Here is a 20,869-nt window from a genome sequence, read left to right on the forward strand (position 1 = left end):
CGCCGCCGTTCAGTAGGACTTGGGCAGGCCCAGCACCTTTTCCGCGATGAAGCACATGATCAACTGCGGGCTGACCGGCGCAATGCGGGGAATGAAGCTTTCGCGCAGCAGCCGCTCCACGTGGTATTCCTTGGCGTAGCCCATGCCGCCCAGGGTCATGACCGCGGTCTGGCAGGCGTTGTACCCGGCTTCGGCCGCCAGGTACTTGGCCGAGTTGGCGTAGGGGCCGCAGGGCTTGCCCGCGTCATACAGGCTGGCGGCCTTGAACACCATCAGGTCGGCGGCTTCCAACTGCATCCAGGCCTGTGCCAAGGGGTGCTGAATGCCCTGGTTTTGGCCGATGGGGCGGCCGAACACGGTACGCTCGCCGGCGTACTTCACCGCCCGGTCCAGTGCGGCGCGGCCGATGCCCACCGCCTCGGCCGCGATCAGGATGCGTTCGGGGTTCAGGCCGTGCAGGATGTATTCGAATCCCCGGCCTTCCTCGCCGATGCGGTCGGCTACGGGGATGCGCAGGCCGTCGATGAACAGCATGTTCGAGTCCACGGCCTTGCGGCCCATCTTCTCGATCTCGCGCACTTCTATCTTGTTGCGGTCCAGGTCCGTATAGAACAGCGACAGGCCCTGGGTGGGCTTTGCCACCTCGGACAGCGGGGTGGTGCGCGCCAGCAGTAGCATCTTGTGGGCGACCTGGGCGGTCGAGATCCAGATCTTGCGGCCATGCACCACGTACTCGTCGCCCTGGCGCACGGCGCGGGTGCTGAGCTTGGTGGTGTCCAGCCCGGCGTCGGGTTCGGTGACCGCGAAGCAGGCCTTCTCGCGGCCGGCGATCAGGGGTTCCAACCAGCGGCGGCGCTGCTCGTCGCTGCCGAACACCACGACCGGGTTCAGGCCGAAGATGTTCATATGGACGGCCGAGGCGCCGGTGAAGCCGGCGCCGGAGGCCGCAATGGTCTGCATCATCAGTGCGGCTTCGGTCATGCCCAGGCCGGCGCCGCCATATTCCTGGGGCATGGCGATGCCCAGCCAGCCGTCGCGCGCGAGGTCGGCATGCAGGGGTTCCGGAAAGCCGCCTTCGCGGTCGCGCTCCAGCCAGTAGTCGTCCGGATAGCGCTCGCAGATACGGGCCACGGCGTCCCGCAGCGCCAACTGGTCGGGGGTGAATTCAAAGTCCATCAGTGGTTTTCATCCTGGGTGATGCCGCGGGCCGCCATGGCGTCGATCCGGGCGAGGTCATAGCCGGCCTCGGCCAGCACTTCGCGGCTGTGCTGGCCCAGCCTGGGGGCGGGGCGGCGTAGGGAGGTGGGGGTGCTTTCGTATCTGCCCAGGGGAGCCGTCGTGCGGATCGGGCCTTCGCTGGGGTGGTCCATGGTCCGGATGAAGTTGGTCGCGGCCAGGTGCTCGTCCTGCAGCAGGTCGTCCACGGAATAGAGCGGGGAGGCGGGAATGTCCGCCCGCGCCAGGCCTTCCAGCCATTCCTCGCTGCGGCGGGTGGCGACGACCTCGGCAACAAAGGCGTAGACCTCGCTGATGTGGGCGGCGCGCGCGCCGTGGGAGCTGAAGCGCGGGTCGCGCGACAATTCGGGCCGGCCGATCAGGTCGAAGAAGTTGCGCCAGTGCTTGTCGTTGTAGATCAGCAAGCTGATGTAGCCGTCGGCCGTGGCGTAGGGGCGGCGGTGCGGCGCCAACAGGCGCGCGTAACCGGTGGGGCCGAGCGGGGGATCGAAGGTGGCGCCGCCTAGATGGTCGCCCAGCACCAGGTGGGCCATGCCTTCGAACATGGGGATTTCCACTTGCTGGCCCAGCCCCGCGCCGCGGGCGTGCAGCACCGCGGACACCAGCGCGATGCCCACATGCAGCCCGACCGCCCGGTCGGCCAGGGTCAGCGGCGCGTAGCGCGGCATGTCCCCGCTTTGCTGCGCGGAGAGGGCGGCGATGCCGGTCTGGCCCTGGATCAGGTCGTCGTAGGCGGGGCGCCCGGCGTAGGGGCCGGCCTCGCCGTAACCGTAGGCGCCCAGGTAGACGATGCGCGGATTGCGCGCCGCCACCGCCTCGTAGGACAGGCCCAGCCGGGCCATCGCCTGCGGACGGATGTTGTAGAGCAGGGCGTCGCAGCTTTCGGCCAGTGTCAGGCAGGCCTCCAGCCCCTCCGGCGTCTTCAGGTCCAGCACCACGGAGCGCTTATTGCGGTTCAGATGTAGATAGAGATGCCCCATGCCGGGGTTGCGCATGGGGCCGACGGCCCGCATGTTGTCGCCGGCCGGCGGTTCCACCTTGATGACGTCGGCGCCCAGGTCGCCCAGGACCTGGGTGGCATAGGGGCCCATCACCACCGTGCTCAGGTCCAGGATGCGCACGCCCGCCAACGGGCCGGAGGCTTGCGTGCCAGATTGCGGTGATGCGCTCATTGCTGTTCTATCCCCGCGTCGCGGATCAGTTTGCCCCACAGGTCCAACTGGGCGCCGACGAACTGTGAGAACGCTTGTGGCGTGCTGGAAAAGGCGTCAAAACCGAGGCCGGCCAAGCGCTTTTTCACGTCCGGCTTGGCCACCACCTGATTGATTGCGGCATTCAGCTTGGCCACGATTTCCGGCGGCATGCCGGCCGGGCCGAAGTAGCCGTTCCATGAGTTCAGGTCGAAATCCTGCACGCCGGACTCGGCCATGGAAGGCAGGTCCGGGACAATGGCGCTGCGTTCGGCGGTCGACACGGCCAGCGCCCGCAGCTGGCCCGATTGCACGAAGGGCAGGCCGGAAGCCAGGTCGGTGAACATGAAATCGACCTGCCCGCCGACCACGTCGGTCAGCCCTTGCGGCGTGCCCTTGTAGGGAACGTGCAGGATGTCGATCTTGGCGCGGTTGGCCAGCGTGGCGCCGGCGACGATGCCGGTGCTGTTGCCGCTGGCGTAGGTAATGCGGCCCGGATGCTGGCGCGCGTCGGCGACCAGTTCGCCCACCGTTTTCCAGGGACGCTTCGGATTCACCACCAGGATGAAGGGCAGGTTGCCGCCGCGGGCGATGGCGGTGAAGTCCTTGACCGGATCGTAGGGCACGTTCTTCATCAGCCAGGGCGCCGCCGAATGCGAGGTGTTGGTGGTGACGAACAACGTGTAGCCATCGGGCTTGGCGCGAGCGACGTAATTGGCCGCGATGGTGGCGTTGGCCCCGGGCTTGTTCTCCACCACGACCTGCTGGCCCAGTATGTTGCCGAGCTCGGCCCCGAAGATGCGGCCCACGGCGTCGGTGCCGGATCCGGCGGGAAAGGGGACGATCAGGGTGATGGGTTTGGTGGGGTAATCAGCGGCGTGCGCGGCGGGGCCGGCAGCCAGCGCCGCGCCGCCGATAAGGGCGGCGCCCAGCAGGCTTAGAGGTTTCATGGATTTGTCTCCTGTGTGCTTCGGATCCTGGCGCGGTTTCTGCGTCCGCTGCCCGGGGCTGCGCCGCGTCAAGCGGCTGGGGGTGGCGCCGGAAAGCCGCGTATCACGCGGTCTGGGGATTCTTCATAGGGGGGCGTGTAGATCACCAGCAGGCGGGCGGGCTCGTCGCTGGTGACGGTGAAGACATGCGGAATGTCCGGGGGGAAGTAGCAGCAGTCTCCCGGACTCATGTCGGCCCATTCGTCCTGCACCTGCGCGCGCGCCGTCCCGGACAGCAGGTAGCAGACTTGCTCGATGCCAGGGTGGGCGTGCGGCAGGGCGCCCTTGCCTTTGTCGATTACGCCCAGCAGCACTTCCACGCCTCGGGAGCCCACGGTGTCCGGACCGATCAGGCGGCGGTTCAGGGTGCCGGTGTGGTTGGCGGGGTGATAGCCGGGCACGTCGGCCTCGCGCACCAGCCAGGCTGGGGTCTTGCTCTGCGTCATTTTTGGTCCGTTAAAATTTCCATACGTGAAATTATTTTTATGTATGAGAAAAATATCGGCAAGCAGTTTTTCGATCCGGATACCTTGCCGCTCCCTGGGGGATTAGGGAAAACACCGTGCGCGGACTGCTAAAATCGAACGCTGACTTCACTTCCGGCTTTGTCATGTCTTCTGCCCGCACGCCCGACGTTTCTGCCACCCTGTCCGATTGGCTGCAGTATCTGGAGTCGATCCACGCCACCGCCATCGACATGGGCCTGGACCGGGTGCGCGAGGTCGCTGGGCGCATGGGGCTGGAGCTGTCCGGCGTGAAGTTCGTCGTCGGCGGCACCAATGGCAAGGGCTCCACCTGTGCCATGCTGGAAGCGATCCTGCTGGCGGCCGGCTACAAGGTCGGGCTGTACACCTCCCCGCACCTGATTGATTTCAACGAACGCGCCCGCATCAATGGCCAGATCGCCACCGACGAGGCCCTGATCGCCCAGTTCCAGGCGGTCGAGGCAGCGCGCGGCGACGTTTCGCTGACTTATTTCGAATTCACCACGCTGGCGATCCTGCGTCTGTTCTCGCAGTCGAAGCTGGACGCCGTGGTGCTGGAAGTCGGCCTGGGCGGGCGGCTGGACGCCGTCAACATCGTCGACGCCGACTGCTCCATCGTCACCAGCGTGGATCTGGACCACACCGACTGGCTGGGCGATACGCGCGAAAAAATCGGTTTCGAGAAGGCCCACATCTACCGCGGCGGCCGGCCGGCAATCTGCAGCGACCCCGTGCCCCCGCAATCGCTGCTGGATCACGTTGAGAAGATCGGCGCCGATCTGTGGCTGTTCGGCCGTGACTACAACTATTCCGGCGACCGCCAGCAATGGGCCTACGGCGGGCGCGAACAGCGCCGCAATTCGCTGGCCTATCCGGCGCTGCGCGGCGCCAACCAGTTGTTGAATGCATCGGCGGCGCTGGCGGCGTTGGAGTCGGTGCGCGACCGTCTGCCGGTGCCGCAGCAGGCCGTGCGCCTGGGGCTGTTGCAGGCGTCCCTGCCAGGCCGTTTCCAGATCCTGCCGGGCCAGCCCGCGGTCATCCTGGACGTGGCGCATAACCCGCATGCCGCAGCGGTGCTGGCGCAGAACCTGGACAACATGGGTTTCCATCCGTACACCCATGCGGTGTTCGGCATGCTGAACGACAAGGACCTGGCCGGCGTCGTCGCCAAGCTCGGGACGCGCGTCGACAACTGGTACTGCGCCGGCCTGCCGGGGCCGCGCGGCACGCCAGGCGCAGCGCTGGCGGAGCAGGTCGCCGCGGCGCTGCCGCCCGCGCCTGCAGACGGCGAAAAACCGGGCATCTCCGCGTATGCCGATCCTGCCCAGGCCTTCGCGGCTGCGCGCGAACGGGCAGGGGAGAATGATAGAATCGTGGTGTTCGGCTCGTTTCTCACCGTAGCCTCGGTTTTGCAGGCTCTGGGTCGCAAGGCATAGGCAGCAGCGGGTCAGTCGCGTCCAGGCGGCCCGCCGCCATATCGCCGCAAGGAATTCTCCTCCATGGGTTTTTTCAAACGCAAAGATCCTGCCGACCAGGCGCAGCCCTCCAAGCGGGCGGCAGTGCCCAGCGAGGTGCAGGCTGCGGAGCTGCGCGGCCGCGCGCGGCGCAGGCTGGCAGGCGCTGTCGCGCTGGTATTGGCAGCCGTCATCATCCTGCCCATGGTGCTGGATTCTCAGCCCACGCCGGTCGACGACAACATTCCCATCAGGGTGCCGGAACGCAACACGCCGTTCCAGCCGCAAGTGAGCGAACCGCAGGTCGCCACGCCGCAGACGCCCGCGCCGGGCAGCGCTGCGCCGACGGATCCTTCGGCCATCCCTACGCCGCCTCCGGTCACGTCCGTACAACCGCCCGCGACGGCAACCCCGACGACGCCCCCGGCGACACAGCCCACGACGCCGCCGGTGACCGCAGCCGTTACGCCGCCCAAGCCCGAGGCCAAGCCGGCCACGCCGCCCAAACCCGAACCCAAGCCGGCGCCCAAGCCCGATACCCGCTCGGATGACGGCGCGCGCGCCCTGGCCCTGCTGGAAGGACGCCAGGCGCCCGCCGCGTCGGCGCCCGCGCCCAAGCCGGCCGCGAAAGGTAATTTCGTATTGCAGATCGCCGCCTACACCACGTCCGAGGACGCCCAGTTGCGGCGCGGCAAGCTGCACCAGGCCGGCGTGACCAACGCATTCGTTGAACAAGCCACCATCAATGGCAAGCAGCAGTACCGTCTGCGGGTGGGGCCGTTCCCCTCGCGCGAGGCGGCGCAGGCGGCCCAGGCGCGGTTGCGCACCCTGGGCTATGACAATGGTTTTATCGCCGCCCAATAGTGACCGGCTTCGACTTCGTCGTGCTGGCCATCCTGGTGGTTTCGGGTGTGCTGGGCCTGGTGCGCGGCCTGCTCAAAGAGGTGCTGTCGCTGGTCGCCTATCTGCTGGCCTTCGTGGCCGCGATATGGTGGGGGCCCACGGTCTATGCCTGGCTGGAGCCCTATATTGAAACGACGCTGCTGCGCATGGGAGTTTCGTACGCGGCAGTGTTCATCATCGTGCTGCTCGGCGTGGGGTTGGTCAATATGACGCTTGCCGCCTTGATCCGCAGTACAGGACTGAGTCCCGCCGACCACGGCCTGGGCGGGATGTTCGGGCTGGCCCGTGGCCTGTTGATCGTGCTGGCGCTGGTCGCCGCCGCAGGCTACACGCCGCTGCCGGAAGAGCCGTGGTGGAAGGACGCCATGTTTTCGCATTCGGCCATCGAGGCCATCAAACATATCAAGACGTGGCTGCCGCCGTCCCTGGCGACGTGGCTGCCGTATTGATTAGCTTTAAATCAACCAGGAAAGCTCACCATGTGTGGAATCGTAGGGGTCATCGGGCGCGGGCCGGTCAACCAGCTGCTCTATGACAGCTTGCTGCTGTTGCAGCATCGCGGGCAGGACGCCGCGGGCATCGCGACGTCGCAAGGCAACCAATTCAATATGTACAAGGCGCACGGCCTGGTGCGCGACGTCTTCCGCACGCGCAACATGCGCGCGCTGCCGGGTACGTCGGGCGTCGGCCAGGTCCGCTATCCCACCGCGGGCTCCAGCGCCAGCGAGGAAGAGGCCCAGCCGTTCTACGTCAACGCGCCGTTCGGCATCATGTTCGCCCACAACGGCAACCTGACCAACTGGCGCGAGCTGCGCGAATCGCTTTACCGCGTGGACCGCCGCCACATCAACACCAACTCCGATTCCGAAGTCCTGCTGAACGTCCTGGCGCACGAGCTGCAATCGTCGGCCAACGGCGTGTCGCTGGATGACGATGCCATTTTCCGCGCCGTGTCGGCCCTGCATAAGCGCGTGCGCGGCGCCTATGCCGTGGTGGCGCAGATCTCCGGCTACGGCTTGCTGGCCTTCCGCGATCCCAACGGCATCCGTCCGCTGTGCATCGGCCGCCAGGAAACCGAAGAGGGCGTGGAGTGGATGGTGGCCTCGGAATCCGTGGCGCTGGAAGGCAGCGGCTTCGCCTTCGTGCGCGACGTCGAGCCGGGCGAAGCGGTGTTCGTCGACCTGGACGGCCGCTTCGTCAGCCGCCAGTGCGCCGACAATCCGCAACTGGTGCCCTGCATTTTCGAATACGTGTACTTCGCGCGTCCGGATTCGCTGATCGACGGCGTGTCGGTGTACGACGCCCGCCTGCGCATGGGCGAATACCTGGCCGACAAGGTGGCGCGCAACATGCGCCTGGGCGACATCGACGTGGTCATGCCGATTCCGGATTCCTCGCGTCCCGCCGCCATGCAGCTGGCCGCGCGCCTGAACCTGGACTACCGCGAAGGCCTGATCAAGAACCGCTACGTGGGCCGCACCTTCATCATGCCGGGCCAGGCCGTGCGCCGCAAATCGGTGCGCCAGAAGCTCAATGCCATTGGCATGGAATTCAAGGGCAAGAACGTGCTGCTGGTGGACGACTCCATCGTGCGCGGCACCACCAGCCGCGAGATCGTGGACATGGCCCGCGCCGCCGGCGCCAACAAGGTGTACTTCGCCTCGGCCGCGCCTCCGGTGCGGTTCCCGAACGTTTACGGCATCGACATGCCCACGCAGAGCGAACTGATCGCCACCGGCCGCAACGACGAGGAAATCGCCCGCGCCATCGGCGCCGACTCGCTGGTCTACCAGGACCTGCACGACATGCAGCAGTCGGTGCGGGACATCAATCCCAAGCTGTCGCGCTTCGAGGCTTCGTGCTTTGATGGTGAGTACGTCACGGGCGACATCACCGCCGAATACCTGGCTCGGCTGGGTCAGTCCCGCGCCGAACCCGGCGAGGAAGGCGGCGCCAGCGGCTTGCAGTTCAACATGGGCTACGCGGCCAGCGACGCCTGACGCGTCTGCCTGCTGGCAAGAAAAATGCCATCCTTCGGGATGGCATTTTTTATTGCCGGGCACTTGCCCTGGGAAATCAGGCCGCGGCCTTCCACAAGGTTTCGCGTGTGGCTTCCAGATGTGTCAGATATAGCCGCAAGTCGAATTCGTATTGGTGGTACTGCGGCTCCATGCGCAGGCACAGGTTGTAGAAGGCTTTGTTATGGTCCTTCTCCTTCAGGTGAGCCAGCTCATGCACCGTGATCATCTTCAGGAATTCCGCCGGCACGGTCTTGAATAGCGTCGCCACCCGGATTTCATGCTTGGCCTTGAGCTTTCCGCCCTGCACCCGTGAGATATAGGTGTGCTGGCCCAGCGCATGCTGGATCACGTGGATCTTGCTGTCGAAGGCGACCTTGTTGATCTGGTCGCCGTTGCGCAGGTAGGCGTTCTTCAGGTCCGTCACGTATTGATAGAGCGCCCGGTCGGTGCGGACGTCGTGCGGTCCGGACGGGTAGCGCGCCAGCAGCGCCGCGCCCAGCTTGCCTTGGTCGAGCAGCTTCTGGGCCTGGGTGAGCAGGGATTCCGGATATCCGGTCAGGTATTTCAGGGTGGACATGATCAAGACGAGGGCGCCGGCGGGGGCGCGGTCAGGCTTCCCGGCGTTTGGCCGCCGCCCGCGAGGCCGCGGGCGGCATCGGGATGGGGCAGTTACTGCGACCCGCCGCGCCGGAACACGACCGGCAGCGCCATGAAGAAAATGATGACGAAGAGCGCCAGGCTCCACAAGGCGTACTCGATGCCCAGCACCGGCACTTTGGCGTCCATGCAGGTGGCATAGATGCCGAACAACGGCGGCACGGCGCTTTCCAGGCCGATGCCGGTCATGAAGCGGTCGGCGAAGGTCTGGTCGCAGGAGAGCATGTTGGCAGCCACGCTGTACTGGTACCAGGCGGCGGCAATGCCGCTCAGGGACAGCAGTGCGGCGAGCGCGCCGCACAGGCGCGTCAGGGCGCGTCCGCCGCCGAATCCACCGACCAGCGCGACGACGCCGATCACCAGGTAGATCAGGCGCTGCATGACGCACCAGGCGCAGGGCGGCATGTCGAAGACGTGCTGCGAAACCAGGGCGAGGCCGACGGCGCCGAAGCAGAAGAGGGCGATCAGGCGGAGCAGGCGTTCTGAGCGAGAAGTCATTGTTGCTTTGCAAGGGTTGGAAAAAGGGCCGGACGCGGCGTCCGGCCAGGCTTAGGCCTTGGGAATCGGAATTGGTTGCATCACTTGCTGCAGCACGCCCAGCAGCAGTTCGCGCGAGCCTTCCCAGAAGATCTGCACGCCCAGGCACAGCATGATGAAGGCCGACAGGCGCATGAACACGGCGGTGCCATTGTCGCCCAGGCGGTGCAGCATCTGCGCGGCAAAGCGCAGGCAGATGTAGAGCGTCACCGACACGACGATGATGCCCGGGATGGAGCCACCCAGGCGCACCAGGCTCAGCACGTGGTTCTGGTCGCGCAGCGACACGCCCACGGTGATGGCGGCGGCGATGGAGCCTGGGCCGCAGCTGATGGGAAAGGTCAGGGGATAGAACGCCCGCGCCTTGGCCATTTCGGGGGTGAAGGACTCGGCCATGCGCGCCACGCGCTCAGTGTCGGCGTCGGGCGAATTCACTAGGCGCCAGGCGCTGGCGATCACGAGCATGCCGCCGCCGACCCGCACAATGGACAGGGAAATGCCGAAGAAACTGAGCAGCACGTTGCCCGCCACCATGGCCACGATCAGCATCAGGCAGACATTGATGGCCACGCGCTTGGCCAGCACCATGCGGGTGGAAGACGACGCCCCTTCGGTCAGCGACAGGAAAATCGGCGCGATCGCGGGCGGGTTCAGGAACGGCAGCAGGGTTGCCAGCGCGAAAAAGAAGCTGGTGCCGAAAACGCGCAGATAATCGTTTAGCTCCATGGGGAGGGTATCGCCTGGCCGAAAACCGGGATTGTATGCGGTCCCGGCGGCGCTGGCGATGCCAGGGGCCTGCCGCGCTCAGGCGGCGCGCTGTTGCGTTTCCTCGCCCGCCAGGGCGTCCAGGATGTCGCGCTCGAACTGCATCTGGCTGCGCGGGCGCGCCAGCGTCGATCCATCCACGATGAACACGTCCTCGACGCGGTCGCCCAGCGTCATGATCTTGGCCATCAGCAGGTTCACCTCGTGGCGGGCGAAGACGCGCGCCAGGGCGTGCAGCAGGCCAGGACGGTCGGTGGCGGTTACCGACAGGCGCCAGGAGGTGCTGCGTTCGTCGGGCTGCAATTCGGCCTGAGGCATGACCGGGAAAACGCGCGACACGCGCGACTGGCGGCCGCGGCCGTAGTAGCCGCCACGGGCGGGCTGCTGCTGGGCGGCGGCATGCGGATCTTTCAGGCGTTCGGCGAGTTCATGCTCGACCAGGGTGGCCTGCGCTCGCAGGTCGCTGGCGCCTTCCGGCAGCAGCACGATGAAGCTGTCCAGCGCCCAGCCGTGGCGCGTGGTGTGGATGCGGGCATCCTGAATGGAGAGCGACTTGGCGTCGAAGTAGCCGCAAATCGCCACGAACAGATCGGGCGCGTCGCGGGTGTACACCATGACCTGCAGGCTTTCCCCTTGTTCGATGGGGCGGGCCTTGACGACCGCCTGGGCTGGAGCGACCTGGTGGTACAGATGGCGCGTGTGCCAGGCAATGTCCGAGGCGTCGTGGCGCAGGAAGTACGCCACGTCCAGCTGGTTCCAGAAGGCTTCGCGGGCGTCGTCGCGCAGGCCCGCCAGGCGGGTAAGGCGGGCGGCCTCTTCCTTGCGTTCGGTCAGGACGGTGTGGGCGTCGGCGTGGGCGCCGCCGAGTGCGGCCAGCGTCAGCTTGTACAGGTCTTCAAGCAGCTTGCCCTTCCAGGCGTTCCAGACCTTGGGGCTGGTGCCGCGGATATCGGCCACCGTCAGCAGATACAGAGCGGTCAAGTGGCGCTCGTCCTTCACGGTGGCGGCGAAGTCCTGCACCACGGCCGGGTCGGACAGGTCGCGCTTCTGCGCCACGGCCGACATCAGCAGATGCTGGCGGACCAGGAATTCCACCAGCTTGGTGTCCTCGGGCTCCATGCCGTGTTCTTGCGCGAACTTGCGCACTTCGCGCGCGCCCAGTTCGGAATGATCGCCGCCGCGGCCCTTGGCGATGTCGTGGAACAGCGCCGCCACATACAGCAGCCAGTGCCGGTCCAGGCCGGCGATCAGCTGGCTGGCCAGCGGATACTCCTGGGCATGTTCCGGCATGGTGAAGCGTCGCAGGTTGCGCACCACCGCCAGCGTGTGCTGATCCACTGTGTAGGCGTGGAACAGGTCATGCTGCATCTGGCCGACGATGCGGCGGAACACCGGCAGGTAGCGCGGCAGGATGTTCAGCATGGTCATGCGCCGCAACTCATGCACGATGCCGCGCGGCTGCTGCAGGATCTGCAGGAACAGCTTGCGGTTGACCGGGTTGCGGCGAAACTGCGCGTCGATGCGGTGGCGCGAATGCCAGATGGCGCGCAGCGTCCGTGCCGACATGCCGGTCAGTTCCGGATGCTGCTGCATCACCAGGAAGGCGCGCAGCAGCAGGGTGGGATTGCGTTCGAAGCCGTCGTCGCGAATGATGTCCAGGCGGTCGCGCAGATTGCGGAAATCGTCGTCGATGTCGCGGGCGTCGCTGTCCGGGCGCGGGAACAGCCGTTCCTCGATGTTCTGCACCAAAATGCCGTTCAGCTGCGTCACCAGCCGCGCCGCCCAGTAGTAGCGCTGCATCAACAGCTCGCTGCCGCGGCGGGTGGCGGTGGCGTGAATGCCGTAGACCTCGGCCAGGGCCGGCTGCAGGTCGAACAGCACGCGGTCCTCGCGCCGGTTCGCCAGCAGGTGCAATTCGATGCGCAGACGCTTGAAAGCCTGTTCGGCCTTGCGCAGGTCGCGCGCTTCCGATGAGGTCAGCAGGCCGGCCTGCGCCACGGAACGCCAGCTATTGCCGAAGCCCGCCGCGCGCGCCATCCACAGAATGACCTGCAGGTCGCGCAGGCCGCCGGGAGATTCCTTGCAGTTCGGTTCCAGCGCGTAAGGTGTGTCGTGGTAGCGGGCGTGGCGCTGCTGCATTTCGACCCGCTTGGCGCGGAAGAAGGCGCGCGGGTCCAGGCGGGACTTGGTCGCGGCTTCGAATTGCTTCATCAGCGTGCGGCTGCCGGCCAGCCAGCGGGACTCCAGCAGGGCCGTTTCCACGGTGATGTCGGCGTCGGCCTCGCGTTCGCAGTCCTCGATGGTGCGCACGCTGTGGCCGGGTTCCAGGCCCAGGTCCCAGAGCGAAGCCACCAGCTTCTCGATGGCGGACTCATCGTCGGGCGTGGGAGCGTGCGGCAGCAGGATCAGCAGATCGACATCGGAATGCGGGTAAAGCTCGCCCCGGCCATAGCCGCCCACGGCCGCCAGCGTGGCACCGGCAGGCAGCGGGCAGTGCTTCACCAGGTCGCGCAGGGCGGCGTCGACGATGCGGCGCTGCTCGGACAGCAGGGTGTCCGGCCGCAGGTGCGTGCGGAACTGCGCCACCGCGGTCCGCCGGGCTTCCTGGATGCGTTCGCGCAGGGCGCTGAGGGATGCGGCGGTCATGGTGGCTGGAGCAGGTGCGTCAGAGTGCGGGGATGATGATGGGTTCGGTAATGAAGGCCGGCGGCTGGGGCATGCCCGGCGACAGGGTCAGGACTTCATAGCCGGTTTCGGTGACACAGACAGCATGCTCCCATTGCGCCGACAGGCTGTGGTCGCGGGTGACCACCGTCCAACCGTCGGACAACTGACGGATCTCGCGGCGTCCGGCGTTGATCATGGGCTCGATGGTGAACAGCATGCCCGTGGTCAGCTTCACGCCGGTGCCAGGCTTGCCATAGTGCAGCACCTGCGGGTCTTCATGGAAGCGCTGGCCGATGCCATGGCCGCAGAATTCGCGCACCACCGAAAAGCCGTTGGCCTCGGCATGCTTCTGGATCGCGTTGCCGATGTCGCCCAACGTGGCCCCGTTTTTCACCTGCTGGATGCCTTTCCACATGCATTCGAAGGTGATTTCGGTCAGGCGGCGCGACAATATGGACTGCTCGCCCACCGCGTACATCCGGCTGGTGTCGCCGAACCAGCCGTCCTTGATGATGGTGACGTCGATGTTCAGCGCGTCCCCGTTTTTCAGCACCTTGTCGCCAGGGATGCCATGGCAGACTTGGTGGTTGACCGAAGTACAGATGGCGCCGGGGAAGGGCGGGTAACCCGGGGGCGCATAGCCCACGGTGGCGGACTTCACGCCCAGCTCATCGGTCAGGTATTCCAGGCAGAGACGGTCCAGTTCCCCGGTGGTGACGCCAGGCTTGACATGAGGGGTGATGAAATCGAGGACTTTGGCCGCGTCCTGGCAGGCGGCGCGCATCTTGGCTAGGTCGGCCTGATTGGTAATAGTGCCCATGGAGTCGCTTCGCGATGTCTCGCTTGAATGTCTGCTTGAAAGAATAGTAGAATTATAGGCTTCCCTAAAATTTTGGGGAGCAATCGGGTTACGGCAAAGGCTGAACCCGGCGGGTGTTGGCAGCGGCTTGGTCGCAGGTCAGGCACACCCGGCAGGCACTAGCGGCGGTCCATTCATAGTGATCGGCGGCAGGCTCTGAAGTTTCACCGCAAGCGAAGGTTGTGGAGCGAAATCGGGCAGGTCGTGGATATTACGAGCGGGGGCGCTTGCTGGAAGCAAGTCGGGTTGGGCGTGGTCGGCGGCGATGCGGATGCTGGCGCAAGCTGGGACGCGGCGTGCTTGTAAGCCCGGTCATGTTTTAGAGCGGCGATGCAGGCTCAGGGTTTGGACTCGGTATGGATGTCGGCTTAAGTTCTTGAAAACGTTCGCGTTTTCTTAAGAAATGCCCCGATGGTCTGATGCGCGATCGAACTGAAGCCGGGGCGTAAAGCCCCACGCTTGAACGCGAAGAGCTGGATTTTCCAGAGCTGGATTTCGCCGCCAACAAAACAGGTCCGGGTGCGCTTTCGGGAAACCGCCGGAAACTTCCAGGAAATTCCTGGTGGGTCTGGACAAGCGCCTGCAAGCATGCGGTGCAAGGTTCTTGGTCGTGGCGGCCGTCTGGGTTTATCGCGGCAGCGTAGTAGAAGGCGCCCCAGGCGTCGTAGTTATTGCGGCAGTGATCGGTCGGCCCGGTTAAAATTTTGTCATCCCGCATTTGCGGGAAATCGCGCGCAACACCACCCAGGGTGTCAGCCAGAGGCTGATGCAGGTGCGGCGCAAGAAATCAACCCTTGGAGAAAGTTATGTCTTTGATGCGCGAAATGCTGGAAGCGGGTGTCCACTTCGGTCACCAGACCCGCTACTGGAACCCCAAGATGGCCCCTTACATCTTCGGCCATCGCAACAAGATTCACATCATCAACCTCGAAAAGACGGTTGATAAGTACCAGGAAGCCACCAAGTTCGTGAAGCAGCTGGCTGCTCGCGGCGGCAACATCCTGTTCGTCGGCACCAAGCGCGCTGCGCGCGAGCTGGTCGCCACCGAAGCCGCCCGTTGCGGCATGCCCTTCGTCGACGCCCGCTGGCTCGGCGGCATGCTGACCAACTTCAAGACGGTCAAGACCTCGGTCAAGCGCCTGAAGGACATGGAAGTCGTGGTCGCCGAAGGCGGCGCCGAGCGCATGATCAAGAAGGAAGGCCTGCTGTTCCAACGCGAACTGGACAAGCTGAACAAGTCGATCGGCGGTATCAAGGACATGAACGGTCTGCCTGACGCCATTTTCGTGATCGACGTCGGCTACCACAAGATCGCCATCGCCGAAGCCAAGACGCTGGGCATTCCCGTGGTCGCCGTGGTTGACACCAACCACTCGCCCGACGGCATCGACTACGTCATCCCCGGCAACGACGACTCGGCCAAGGCCATCGCGCTGTACGCCAAGGGCATCGCCGACGCCGTGCTGGAAGGCCGCGAACAGAACCTGAACGGTCTGGTCGAAGAGCTGGGCGAAGGTCAGGAAGAGTTCGTCGAAGTGCAGGACAACCAGGCCTAAGCCTGTTGTCATGTCCGGCGGTTAGCGTCTGGGAGCGGTTCCGAATGCGGGTCCGCTCCCGCCTCGCCGGCAATGCGAAGGTGGGCTCCCATCTTCCTGATCCGCTAGTCGCGGATGTCCCATCGAATCAAACCACTGTCCCGGCCTGCCGGGGCATGTTCTAGCAAATTGGAGCAAACATGGCTGAAATTACCGCTGCCCTGGTCAAGGAACTGCGCGAAAAGACCGACGCCCCCATGATGGAGTGCAAGAAGGCCTTGACGGAAGCCGAGGGCGACCTGGCTCGCGCCGAGGAAATCCTGCGCGTCAAGCTGGGCAACAAGGCCAGCAAGGCTGCCGCCCGCGTCACCGCTGAAGGCCTGATCGGTCTGTTCATCTCCGCCGACGCCAAGAAGGGCGCCGTCATCGAAATCAACTGCGAAACCGACTTCGTCGCCAAGAACGACGACTTCGTCGGCTTCGTGAACAAGCTGGCCGAGCTGGTTGCCACGCAGAACCCCGCCACGGTGGAAGCCCTGTCGGCGCTGCCCTACGGCGACGGCACGGTCGAAACCACCCGCACCGCCCTGATCGGCAAGATCGGCGAAAACATCTCGATCCGCCGCTTCGAGCGCATCGAGACCCCGAACGCCCTGGCCAGCTATGTGCACGGCGGCAAGATCGGCGTGCTGGTCGAATACACCGGCGCGGAAGAAGTGGGCAAGGACCTGGCGATGCACATCGCCGCCACCAAGCCCAAGGCGCTGAACGCCGACGGCGTGAACCCCGCCGACATCGCTGCCGAACGCTCGGTCGCCGAACAGAAGGCCGCCGAATCCGGCAAGCCGGCTGAAATCGTCGCCAAGATGGTCGAAGGCTCGGTCGCGAAGTTCCTGAAGGAAGTCACCCTGCTGTCGCAGCCGTTCGTCAAGAGCGACAAGCACAGCGTTGAGCAGATGCTCAAGGAAAAGGGCGCTTCGATCAGCAAGTTCGTGCTGTTCGTTGTCGGCGAAGGTATCGAGAAGAAGACCAGCGATTTCGCCGCTGAGGTCGCCGCCGCCGCCGCTGGCCGCGCCTGACCCCAGGGTAGTGCTTAAGGGCCGGCGCTAGATTAAATTCTAGTCCGGCCTATTTCTTGTCTTACACTTTCGTCGGATTGTTCTTCGGGATATCACCTATGAGCAGCAGAGCATACAAACGGGTTCTTCTCAAACTTTCCGGCGAGGCGCTGATGGGCGACGATGCATTCGGCATCAACCGCTCCACCATCGTCCGCATGACCGATGAGGTCGCCGAAGTCGCCGCCACGGGCGTCGAATTGGCTATCGTCATCGGCGGGGGCAACATTTTCCGTGGCGTCGCCCCGGGCGCGCAGGGCATGGACCGCGCGACCGCCGACTACATGGGCATGATGGCCACCATCATGAACGCGCTTGCGCTGCAAGACGCGCTCAAGCACAAGGGTGTCGACACCCGCGTGCAATCGGCCTTGAACATCGACCAGGTCGTCGAGCCGTACATCCGCCCGAAGGCGCTGCGCTACCTCGAAGAGGGCAAGGTCGTCATCTTCGCGGCAGGCACCGGCAACCCCTTCTTCACCACGGACACGGCCGCTGCGTTGCGCGGCGCCGAGATCGGGGCGGAGATCGTGCTGAAGGCCACCAAGGTCGACGGCATCTACAGCGCGGATCCCAACAAGGATCCCACCGCCACGCGTTACTCGCGCATCAGCTTCGACGAAGCGATCGTCCGCCGGCTGGAAGTCATGGACGCCACGGCCTTTGCGCTGTGCCGTGACCAGAAGCTGCCGATCAAAGTGTTTTCGATCAATAAGTCCGGCGCCCTCAAGCGGGTCGTCAGCGGCGAAGACGAAGGCACCTTGGTACACGTCTAAAGAAAAGGAAACGCCATGAGCGTCGCAGAAATCCGCAAATCCGCCGAAGCCAGGATGGCCAAGTCGCTTGACACGCTCAAGACCAACCTGGCCAAGATCCGCACGGGCCGCGCCCATACCGGCATCCTGGACCACGTGCAGGTCGAGTACTACGGTTCGCCCGTGCCGATCAGCCAGGTCGGCAACGTGAATCTCGTGGACGCGCGCACCATCAGCGTGCAGCCCTACGAGAAGAGCATGGCCGCCGCCATTGAAAAGGCGATCCGCGAATCGGACCTGGGCCTGAACCCCATGTCGATGGGCGACACCATCCGCGTGCCGATGCCCGCCCTGACCGAAGAGCGCCGCCGCGACCTGACCAAGGTGGTCCGTAGCGAAGGCGAGGACGCCAAGGTGGCCGTGCGCAACCTGCGCCGCGAAGCCAATGAAGCGCTGAAGAAGCTGGTCAAGGACAAGGAAATCTCCGAGGACGACGAGCGTCGTTCGCAGGATGACGTCCAGAAGCTGACCGACCGCAGCGTGGCCGAGATCGACAAGATGGTCACGCAAAAAGAAGCGGAAATCATGACCGTATAATTCCTGGATGCCGCCAGGGTGATAGGCTAGGCCGTATCGCCCTGGCGACCAGGATTTCCTGCCTGAGCGCCGTCCTGTCCATTGGTCCGCAGCGTTGCTGCGTAACGATGGAACGACGGCGCAGGCTTTTCTTCATGTAGTTCCGTTTTCGCCGTTTCACCGCGCGCAGCTCCAGACCAATGGCAACCAGTTCGACCCAGGCGGTTCCCGCTACCCGCGACATTCCCGAGCACGTGGCCATCATTATGGATGGCAATGGCCGGTGGGCGACGAGGCGGCTGCTGCCGCGCACCGCGGGCCACGCCAAAGGCGTGCAGGCGGTGCGGCGCGTCGTCGAGGCCTGCGGCCGCGCCGGCGTGCGCTATCTGACGTTGTTCGCCTTCAGTTCCGAGAACTGGCGGCGTCCCGCCGAGGAAGTGTCGCTGCTGATGCGCCTGTTCGTGCAAGCGCTGGAGCGCGAGATCGGCAAGCTGGACGAGCAGGGCGTGCGCTTGCACGTCATTGGCGACCTGTCCGCCTTCGAGCCCCGCCTGCAAGAGCTGATCTTCGCCGCTCAGGAACGCACGGCGCACAACGACCGCCTGCACCTGACGGTTGCCGCCAACTATGGCGGACGCTGGGACATTCTGCAGGCGACCCGCGCCATGCTGGCCGCCGAACCGGGTTTGGCCTCGCAGCCCCAACTGGTGGACGAGGAACGCCTGTCCCGGCACCTGTCCATGGCTTGGGCCCCCGAGCCCGACCTGTTCATCCGCACTGGCGGCGAACAGCGCATTTCCAATTTCCTGATCTGGCAGATGGCGTACGCGGAGTTCTACTTCACGGACCGCTACTGGCCGGATTTCGGCGCCGCAGAACTCGCGGCCGCTTTTGACTGGTATCGCACGCGCGAACGCCGTTTCGGCCGCACCAGCGCGCAACTCAGCCAAGACGGCGCGCAATAAGCGGACGACCAGCGCGTCTTTCCAGGGCAGTACACGAGGAGACCGTCATATGTTGGGCCAGCGTATCGTTACCGCAGTCGTTCTGTTGGCCATTCTGGCTGCCGCAATGATCAGCGCGAACCCCTGGTGGTTCGTTGCCTTGCTGGCGCTGGCTGCCGCCTGCGCCAACTGGGAGTGGCTGCGCCTGACGCTGCCGCAGCCGCCATCCCCCTTTATCGCCGTAGGCGTTGCCGTCCTGCTGTTCGCCGGCATGCTGGCCTTGACCTCCGCCTGGTTGGCGGGTGGCGGCACGGGCATCGCCGATCCCGCCTGGGTGTTGCGCTATCTGGTGCCGGCGGTGGCGGCGGTCTGGCTGTTCGGCGGTCTGGCGGCGGTAGTACGCGGCCGCTCCGACGCGCCTCCCGCCAGCTTGGGCTGGTCGGCTTTCTCCGTGCCTGCCGCATTCGCCGCCTGGGCCGTGCTGGCGCAGATGTTCGTGGCCCATGGCCCCGGTTTCGTGGTGTCGCTGCTGGCGCTGGTCTGGGTCGCCGATATCGCCGCATATTTTGCCGGCAGAGCGTTCGGCAAGCGTAAACTGGCGCCGCGGGTCAGCCCGGGCAAGACGATCGCAGGCGCGGTCGCCGGCGTATTGGGGGCGGTGGTCTGGATCGGTCTTTCCAGCCTCTGGGAGGGCACTTACGGGCACGCGCTGGTCGAGCGCTGGAGCTTCTGGCTGGCCCTGCCCATCGCTGCACTGCTGGGCGTGGTGTCGATCGTGGGAGACCTGTTCGAGTCGCTGCTCAAGCGGCGCGCCGGCCGCAAGGATTCCAGCACGCTGCTGCCGGGCCACGGTGGGGTCTATGACCGCATTGACGCGATTCTCCCGGTCGCGCCGTTTGCGCTACTTTTGTCTGGAGTGTTGTTTTGACGGCTTTTCAACGCGTCGTCGTGCTGGGATCGACCGGTTCGATCGGTGAAAGCACGCTGGATGTGATCGCCCGCCACCCCGAGCGGCTGGCGGTGTATGCCTTGTCGGCCTACAGCCAGATGGCGCGCCTGGCGGAGCAGGCGCAGGCCAGCCGCGCAGCAGTCGTGGTGGTGCCCGACGCGGCGGCCCGCAAGAAGTTCGTCGCGGCCTGGGCGGGCGGGCGGCCCATGCCGGAGATCCGGGTGGGCGCGCAGGCCTTGGCGGATACCGCCGCCGATCCCCAATGCGACTCGGTCATGGCGGCCATCGTAGGCGCCGCGGGCCTGCCGGCCGCCCTGGCGGCCGCCCGCAGCGGCAAGCGCGTGCTGCTGGCCAACAAGGAAGCGCTGGTGGCGGCTGGCTCGCTCTTCATGCAGGCCATACGCGATAACGGCGCCGAACTGCTGCCTATCGACAGTGAACATAACGCTATTTTCCAATGCCTGCCCCATGGTGGGCGTGCTACGGCGCCGGAAAGCCCGGCGCCGGGCGTGCGCCGCCTGCTCCTGACTGCTTCCGGCGGCCCGTTCCGCGGGCGCGACCTGGAAGATCTGCACGAAGTGACCCCGGCCCAGGCCTGCGCCCACCCCAACTGGAGCATGGGCCGCAAGATTTCGGTGGATTCCGCCACCATGCTCAACAAGGGCCTCGAGGTGATCGAGGCGCATTGGCTGTTTGCCATGCCCGCCGACCGTATCGAAGTGGTGGTGCACCCCCAAAGCGTGGTGCATTCCATGGTGGAGTACGACGACGGGTCGGTGCTGGCACAGCTCGGCCAGCCGGATATGCGCACCCCCATCGCCTACGGCCTGGGATTTCCTGAACGCCTGGACAGTGGCGTCGGTCCGCTGGATCTGACTCGCCTGGGGCGGCTGGACTTCGAGAAGCCCGATCTGGCGCGTTTCCCATGCCTGGCGCATTCCTTCGCGGCGCTGCGGGCCGGGCAGGGGGCCTGCGTGACCCTGAATGCCGCCAACGAGATCGCCGTGGAGGCTTTCCTGGGCGGGCGCCTGCCGTACACCTGGATTCCGCGGGTTATCGAGGCTTCCTTGGAGTGGCAGGCACGGCAAGCATCTGTTACGCTCAACAGTCTTGACGACGTGCTCGCCCTTGACTCCGACGCGCGCGTCTTCGCGGGCAGCCTGGGCCTGGCCTGATACAGGTCATCGTCGTCGCTCGCCAGCCTCTGATTTTCTAGATTTCTCCGACCT

Annotated in this window: 20 protein-coding genes; 11 read left to right on the forward strand and 9 right to left on the reverse strand. The window is 65.5% G+C overall.

What is annotated here, in order from left to right; translation table 11 throughout:
* Positions 1-9: 9 nt before the first annotated feature.
* The 4 genes from AC3WOB_RS27935 to AC3WOB_RS27950 all read right to left on the reverse strand — a co-directional run bounded on the left by AC3WOB_RS27935 (position 10) and on the right by AC3WOB_RS27950 (position 3,861).
* Entirely contained in the window at positions 10-1,176 is a 1,167-nt protein-coding gene (locus AC3WOB_RS27935) for an acyl-CoA dehydrogenase family protein (protein WP_492276853.1), read from the reverse strand.
* Positions 1,176-2,408: a CaiB/BaiF CoA transferase family protein gene (locus AC3WOB_RS27940; RefSeq protein WP_492276854.1), complete on the reverse strand. Its 1,233-nt coding sequence runs from the start codon at positions 2,406-2,408 to the stop codon at positions 1,176-1,178. The genes AC3WOB_RS27935 and AC3WOB_RS27940 overlap by 1 nt, the downstream gene beginning before the upstream one ends.
* Entirely contained in the window at positions 2,405-3,376 is a 972-nt protein-coding gene (locus AC3WOB_RS27945; protein WP_013393427.1) for a Bug family tripartite tricarboxylate transporter substrate binding protein, read from the reverse strand. The genes AC3WOB_RS27940 and AC3WOB_RS27945 overlap by 4 nt, the downstream gene beginning before the upstream one ends.
* Positions 3,377-3,444: 68 nt before the next feature.
* Positions 3,445-3,861, reverse strand: a complete 417-nt coding sequence (locus AC3WOB_RS27950; protein WP_013393428.1) for a cupin domain-containing protein — start codon at positions 3,859-3,861, stop codon at positions 3,445-3,447.
* 164 nt (positions 3,862-4,025) lie between these two features.
* Between AC3WOB_RS27950 and folC the strand changes: the two genes are divergently transcribed.
* The 4 genes from folC (at position 4,026) to purF (ending at position 8,257) form a co-directional block, all read left to right on the forward strand.
* On the forward strand, positions 4,026-5,336 hold the full coding sequence (gene folC, locus AC3WOB_RS27955) for a bifunctional tetrahydrofolate synthase/dihydrofolate synthase (RefSeq protein WP_492276855.1): 1,311 nt from the start codon (positions 4,026-4,028) through the stop codon (positions 5,334-5,336).
* A gap of 63 nt (positions 5,337-5,399) precedes the next feature.
* Positions 5,400-6,218, forward strand: a complete 819-nt coding sequence (locus tag AC3WOB_RS27960; protein ID WP_492276856.1) for an SPOR domain-containing protein — start codon at positions 5,400-5,402, stop codon at positions 6,216-6,218.
* Positions 6,218-6,706, forward strand: coding sequence for a CvpA family protein (locus tag AC3WOB_RS27965; RefSeq protein ID WP_013393431.1), 489 nt, complete (start codon positions 6,218-6,220; stop codon positions 6,704-6,706). The genes AC3WOB_RS27960 and AC3WOB_RS27965 overlap by 1 nt, the downstream gene beginning before the upstream one ends.
* Before the next feature lie 30 nt (positions 6,707-6,736).
* Positions 6,737-8,257, forward strand: coding sequence for an amidophosphoribosyltransferase (purF, locus tag AC3WOB_RS27970; protein WP_013393432.1), 1,521 nt, complete (start codon positions 6,737-6,739; stop codon positions 8,255-8,257).
* Between the two features lie 76 nt (positions 8,258-8,333).
* Here the strand turns inward: purF and AC3WOB_RS27975 are convergent, their stop codons facing one another.
* The 5 genes from AC3WOB_RS27975 to map form a co-directional block, all read right to left on the reverse strand.
* Positions 8,334-8,855 carry a M48 metallopeptidase family protein gene (locus AC3WOB_RS27975; protein WP_492276857.1) on the reverse strand — a complete coding sequence of 174 codons (522 nt, stop codon included), beginning with the start codon at positions 8,853-8,855 and terminating at the stop codon, positions 8,334-8,336.
* A 92-nt stretch (positions 8,856-8,947) separates the two neighbouring features.
* The gene (locus AC3WOB_RS27980) at positions 8,948-9,433 is read right to left on the reverse strand and encodes a disulfide bond formation protein B (RefSeq protein WP_013393434.1); all 486 of its coding nucleotides are present in this window, start codon (positions 9,431-9,433) and stop codon (positions 8,948-8,950) included.
* Positions 9,434-9,484: 51 nt separating this feature from the next.
* Complete coding sequence (locus tag AC3WOB_RS27985; RefSeq protein WP_013393435.1) at positions 9,485-10,198, reverse strand: MarC family protein; 714 nt, start codon at positions 10,196-10,198, stop codon at positions 9,485-9,487.
* 78 nt (positions 10,199-10,276) lie between these two features.
* The gene (locus tag AC3WOB_RS27990) at positions 10,277-12,883 is read right to left on the reverse strand and encodes a [protein-PII] uridylyltransferase (RefSeq protein ID WP_492276858.1); all 2,607 of its coding nucleotides are present in this window, start codon (positions 12,881-12,883) and stop codon (positions 10,277-10,279) included.
* Positions 12,884-12,902: 19 nt separating this feature from the next.
* On the reverse strand, positions 12,903-13,724 hold the full coding sequence (map, locus tag AC3WOB_RS27995) for a type I methionyl aminopeptidase (protein WP_013393437.1): 822 nt from the start codon (positions 13,722-13,724) through the stop codon (positions 12,903-12,905).
* A gap of 845 nt (positions 13,725-14,569) precedes the next feature.
* Here map and rpsB point away from each other — a divergent pair.
* From rpsB to AC3WOB_RS28030, 7 genes are all read left to right on the forward strand, one after another.
* A complete protein-coding gene (rpsB, locus tag AC3WOB_RS28000; RefSeq protein WP_013393438.1) occupies positions 14,570-15,319 on the forward strand; it encodes a 30S ribosomal protein S2 in 750 nt (249 codons plus the stop codon).
* Between the two features lie 179 nt (positions 15,320-15,498).
* On the forward strand, positions 15,499-16,377 hold the full coding sequence (gene tsf, locus AC3WOB_RS28005) for a translation elongation factor Ts (RefSeq protein WP_013393439.1): 879 nt from the start codon (positions 15,499-15,501) through the stop codon (positions 16,375-16,377).
* 98 nt (positions 16,378-16,475) lie between these two features.
* On the forward strand, positions 16,476-17,192 hold the full coding sequence (gene pyrH, locus AC3WOB_RS28010) for a UMP kinase (protein ID WP_013393440.1): 717 nt from the start codon (positions 16,476-16,478) through the stop codon (positions 17,190-17,192).
* A gap of 15 nt (positions 17,193-17,207) precedes the next feature.
* Positions 17,208-17,768: a ribosome recycling factor gene (frr, locus tag AC3WOB_RS28015; protein WP_013393441.1), complete on the forward strand. Its 561-nt coding sequence runs from the start codon at positions 17,208-17,210 to the stop codon at positions 17,766-17,768.
* A gap of 179 nt (positions 17,769-17,947) precedes the next feature.
* Positions 17,948-18,712: a polyprenyl diphosphate synthase gene (gene uppS, locus AC3WOB_RS28020; RefSeq protein ID WP_013393442.1), complete on the forward strand. Its 765-nt coding sequence runs from the start codon at positions 17,948-17,950 to the stop codon at positions 18,710-18,712.
* Between the two features lie 49 nt (positions 18,713-18,761).
* Positions 18,762-19,619 carry a phosphatidate cytidylyltransferase gene (locus AC3WOB_RS28025; protein ID WP_013393443.1) on the forward strand — a complete coding sequence of 286 codons (858 nt, stop codon included), beginning with the start codon at positions 18,762-18,764 and terminating at the stop codon, positions 19,617-19,619.
* Positions 19,616-20,815 (forward strand): 1-deoxy-D-xylulose-5-phosphate reductoisomerase, encoded by a 1,200-nt coding sequence (locus AC3WOB_RS28030; protein ID WP_492276859.1) that lies wholly within the window; start codon positions 19,616-19,618, stop codon positions 20,813-20,815. Before AC3WOB_RS28025 ends, AC3WOB_RS28030 begins: the two co-directional genes overlap by 4 nt.
* Positions 20,816-20,869 lie beyond the last annotated feature (54 nt).

Source organism: Achromobacter sp. FW305-C-30-7 (assembly GCF_058783105.1).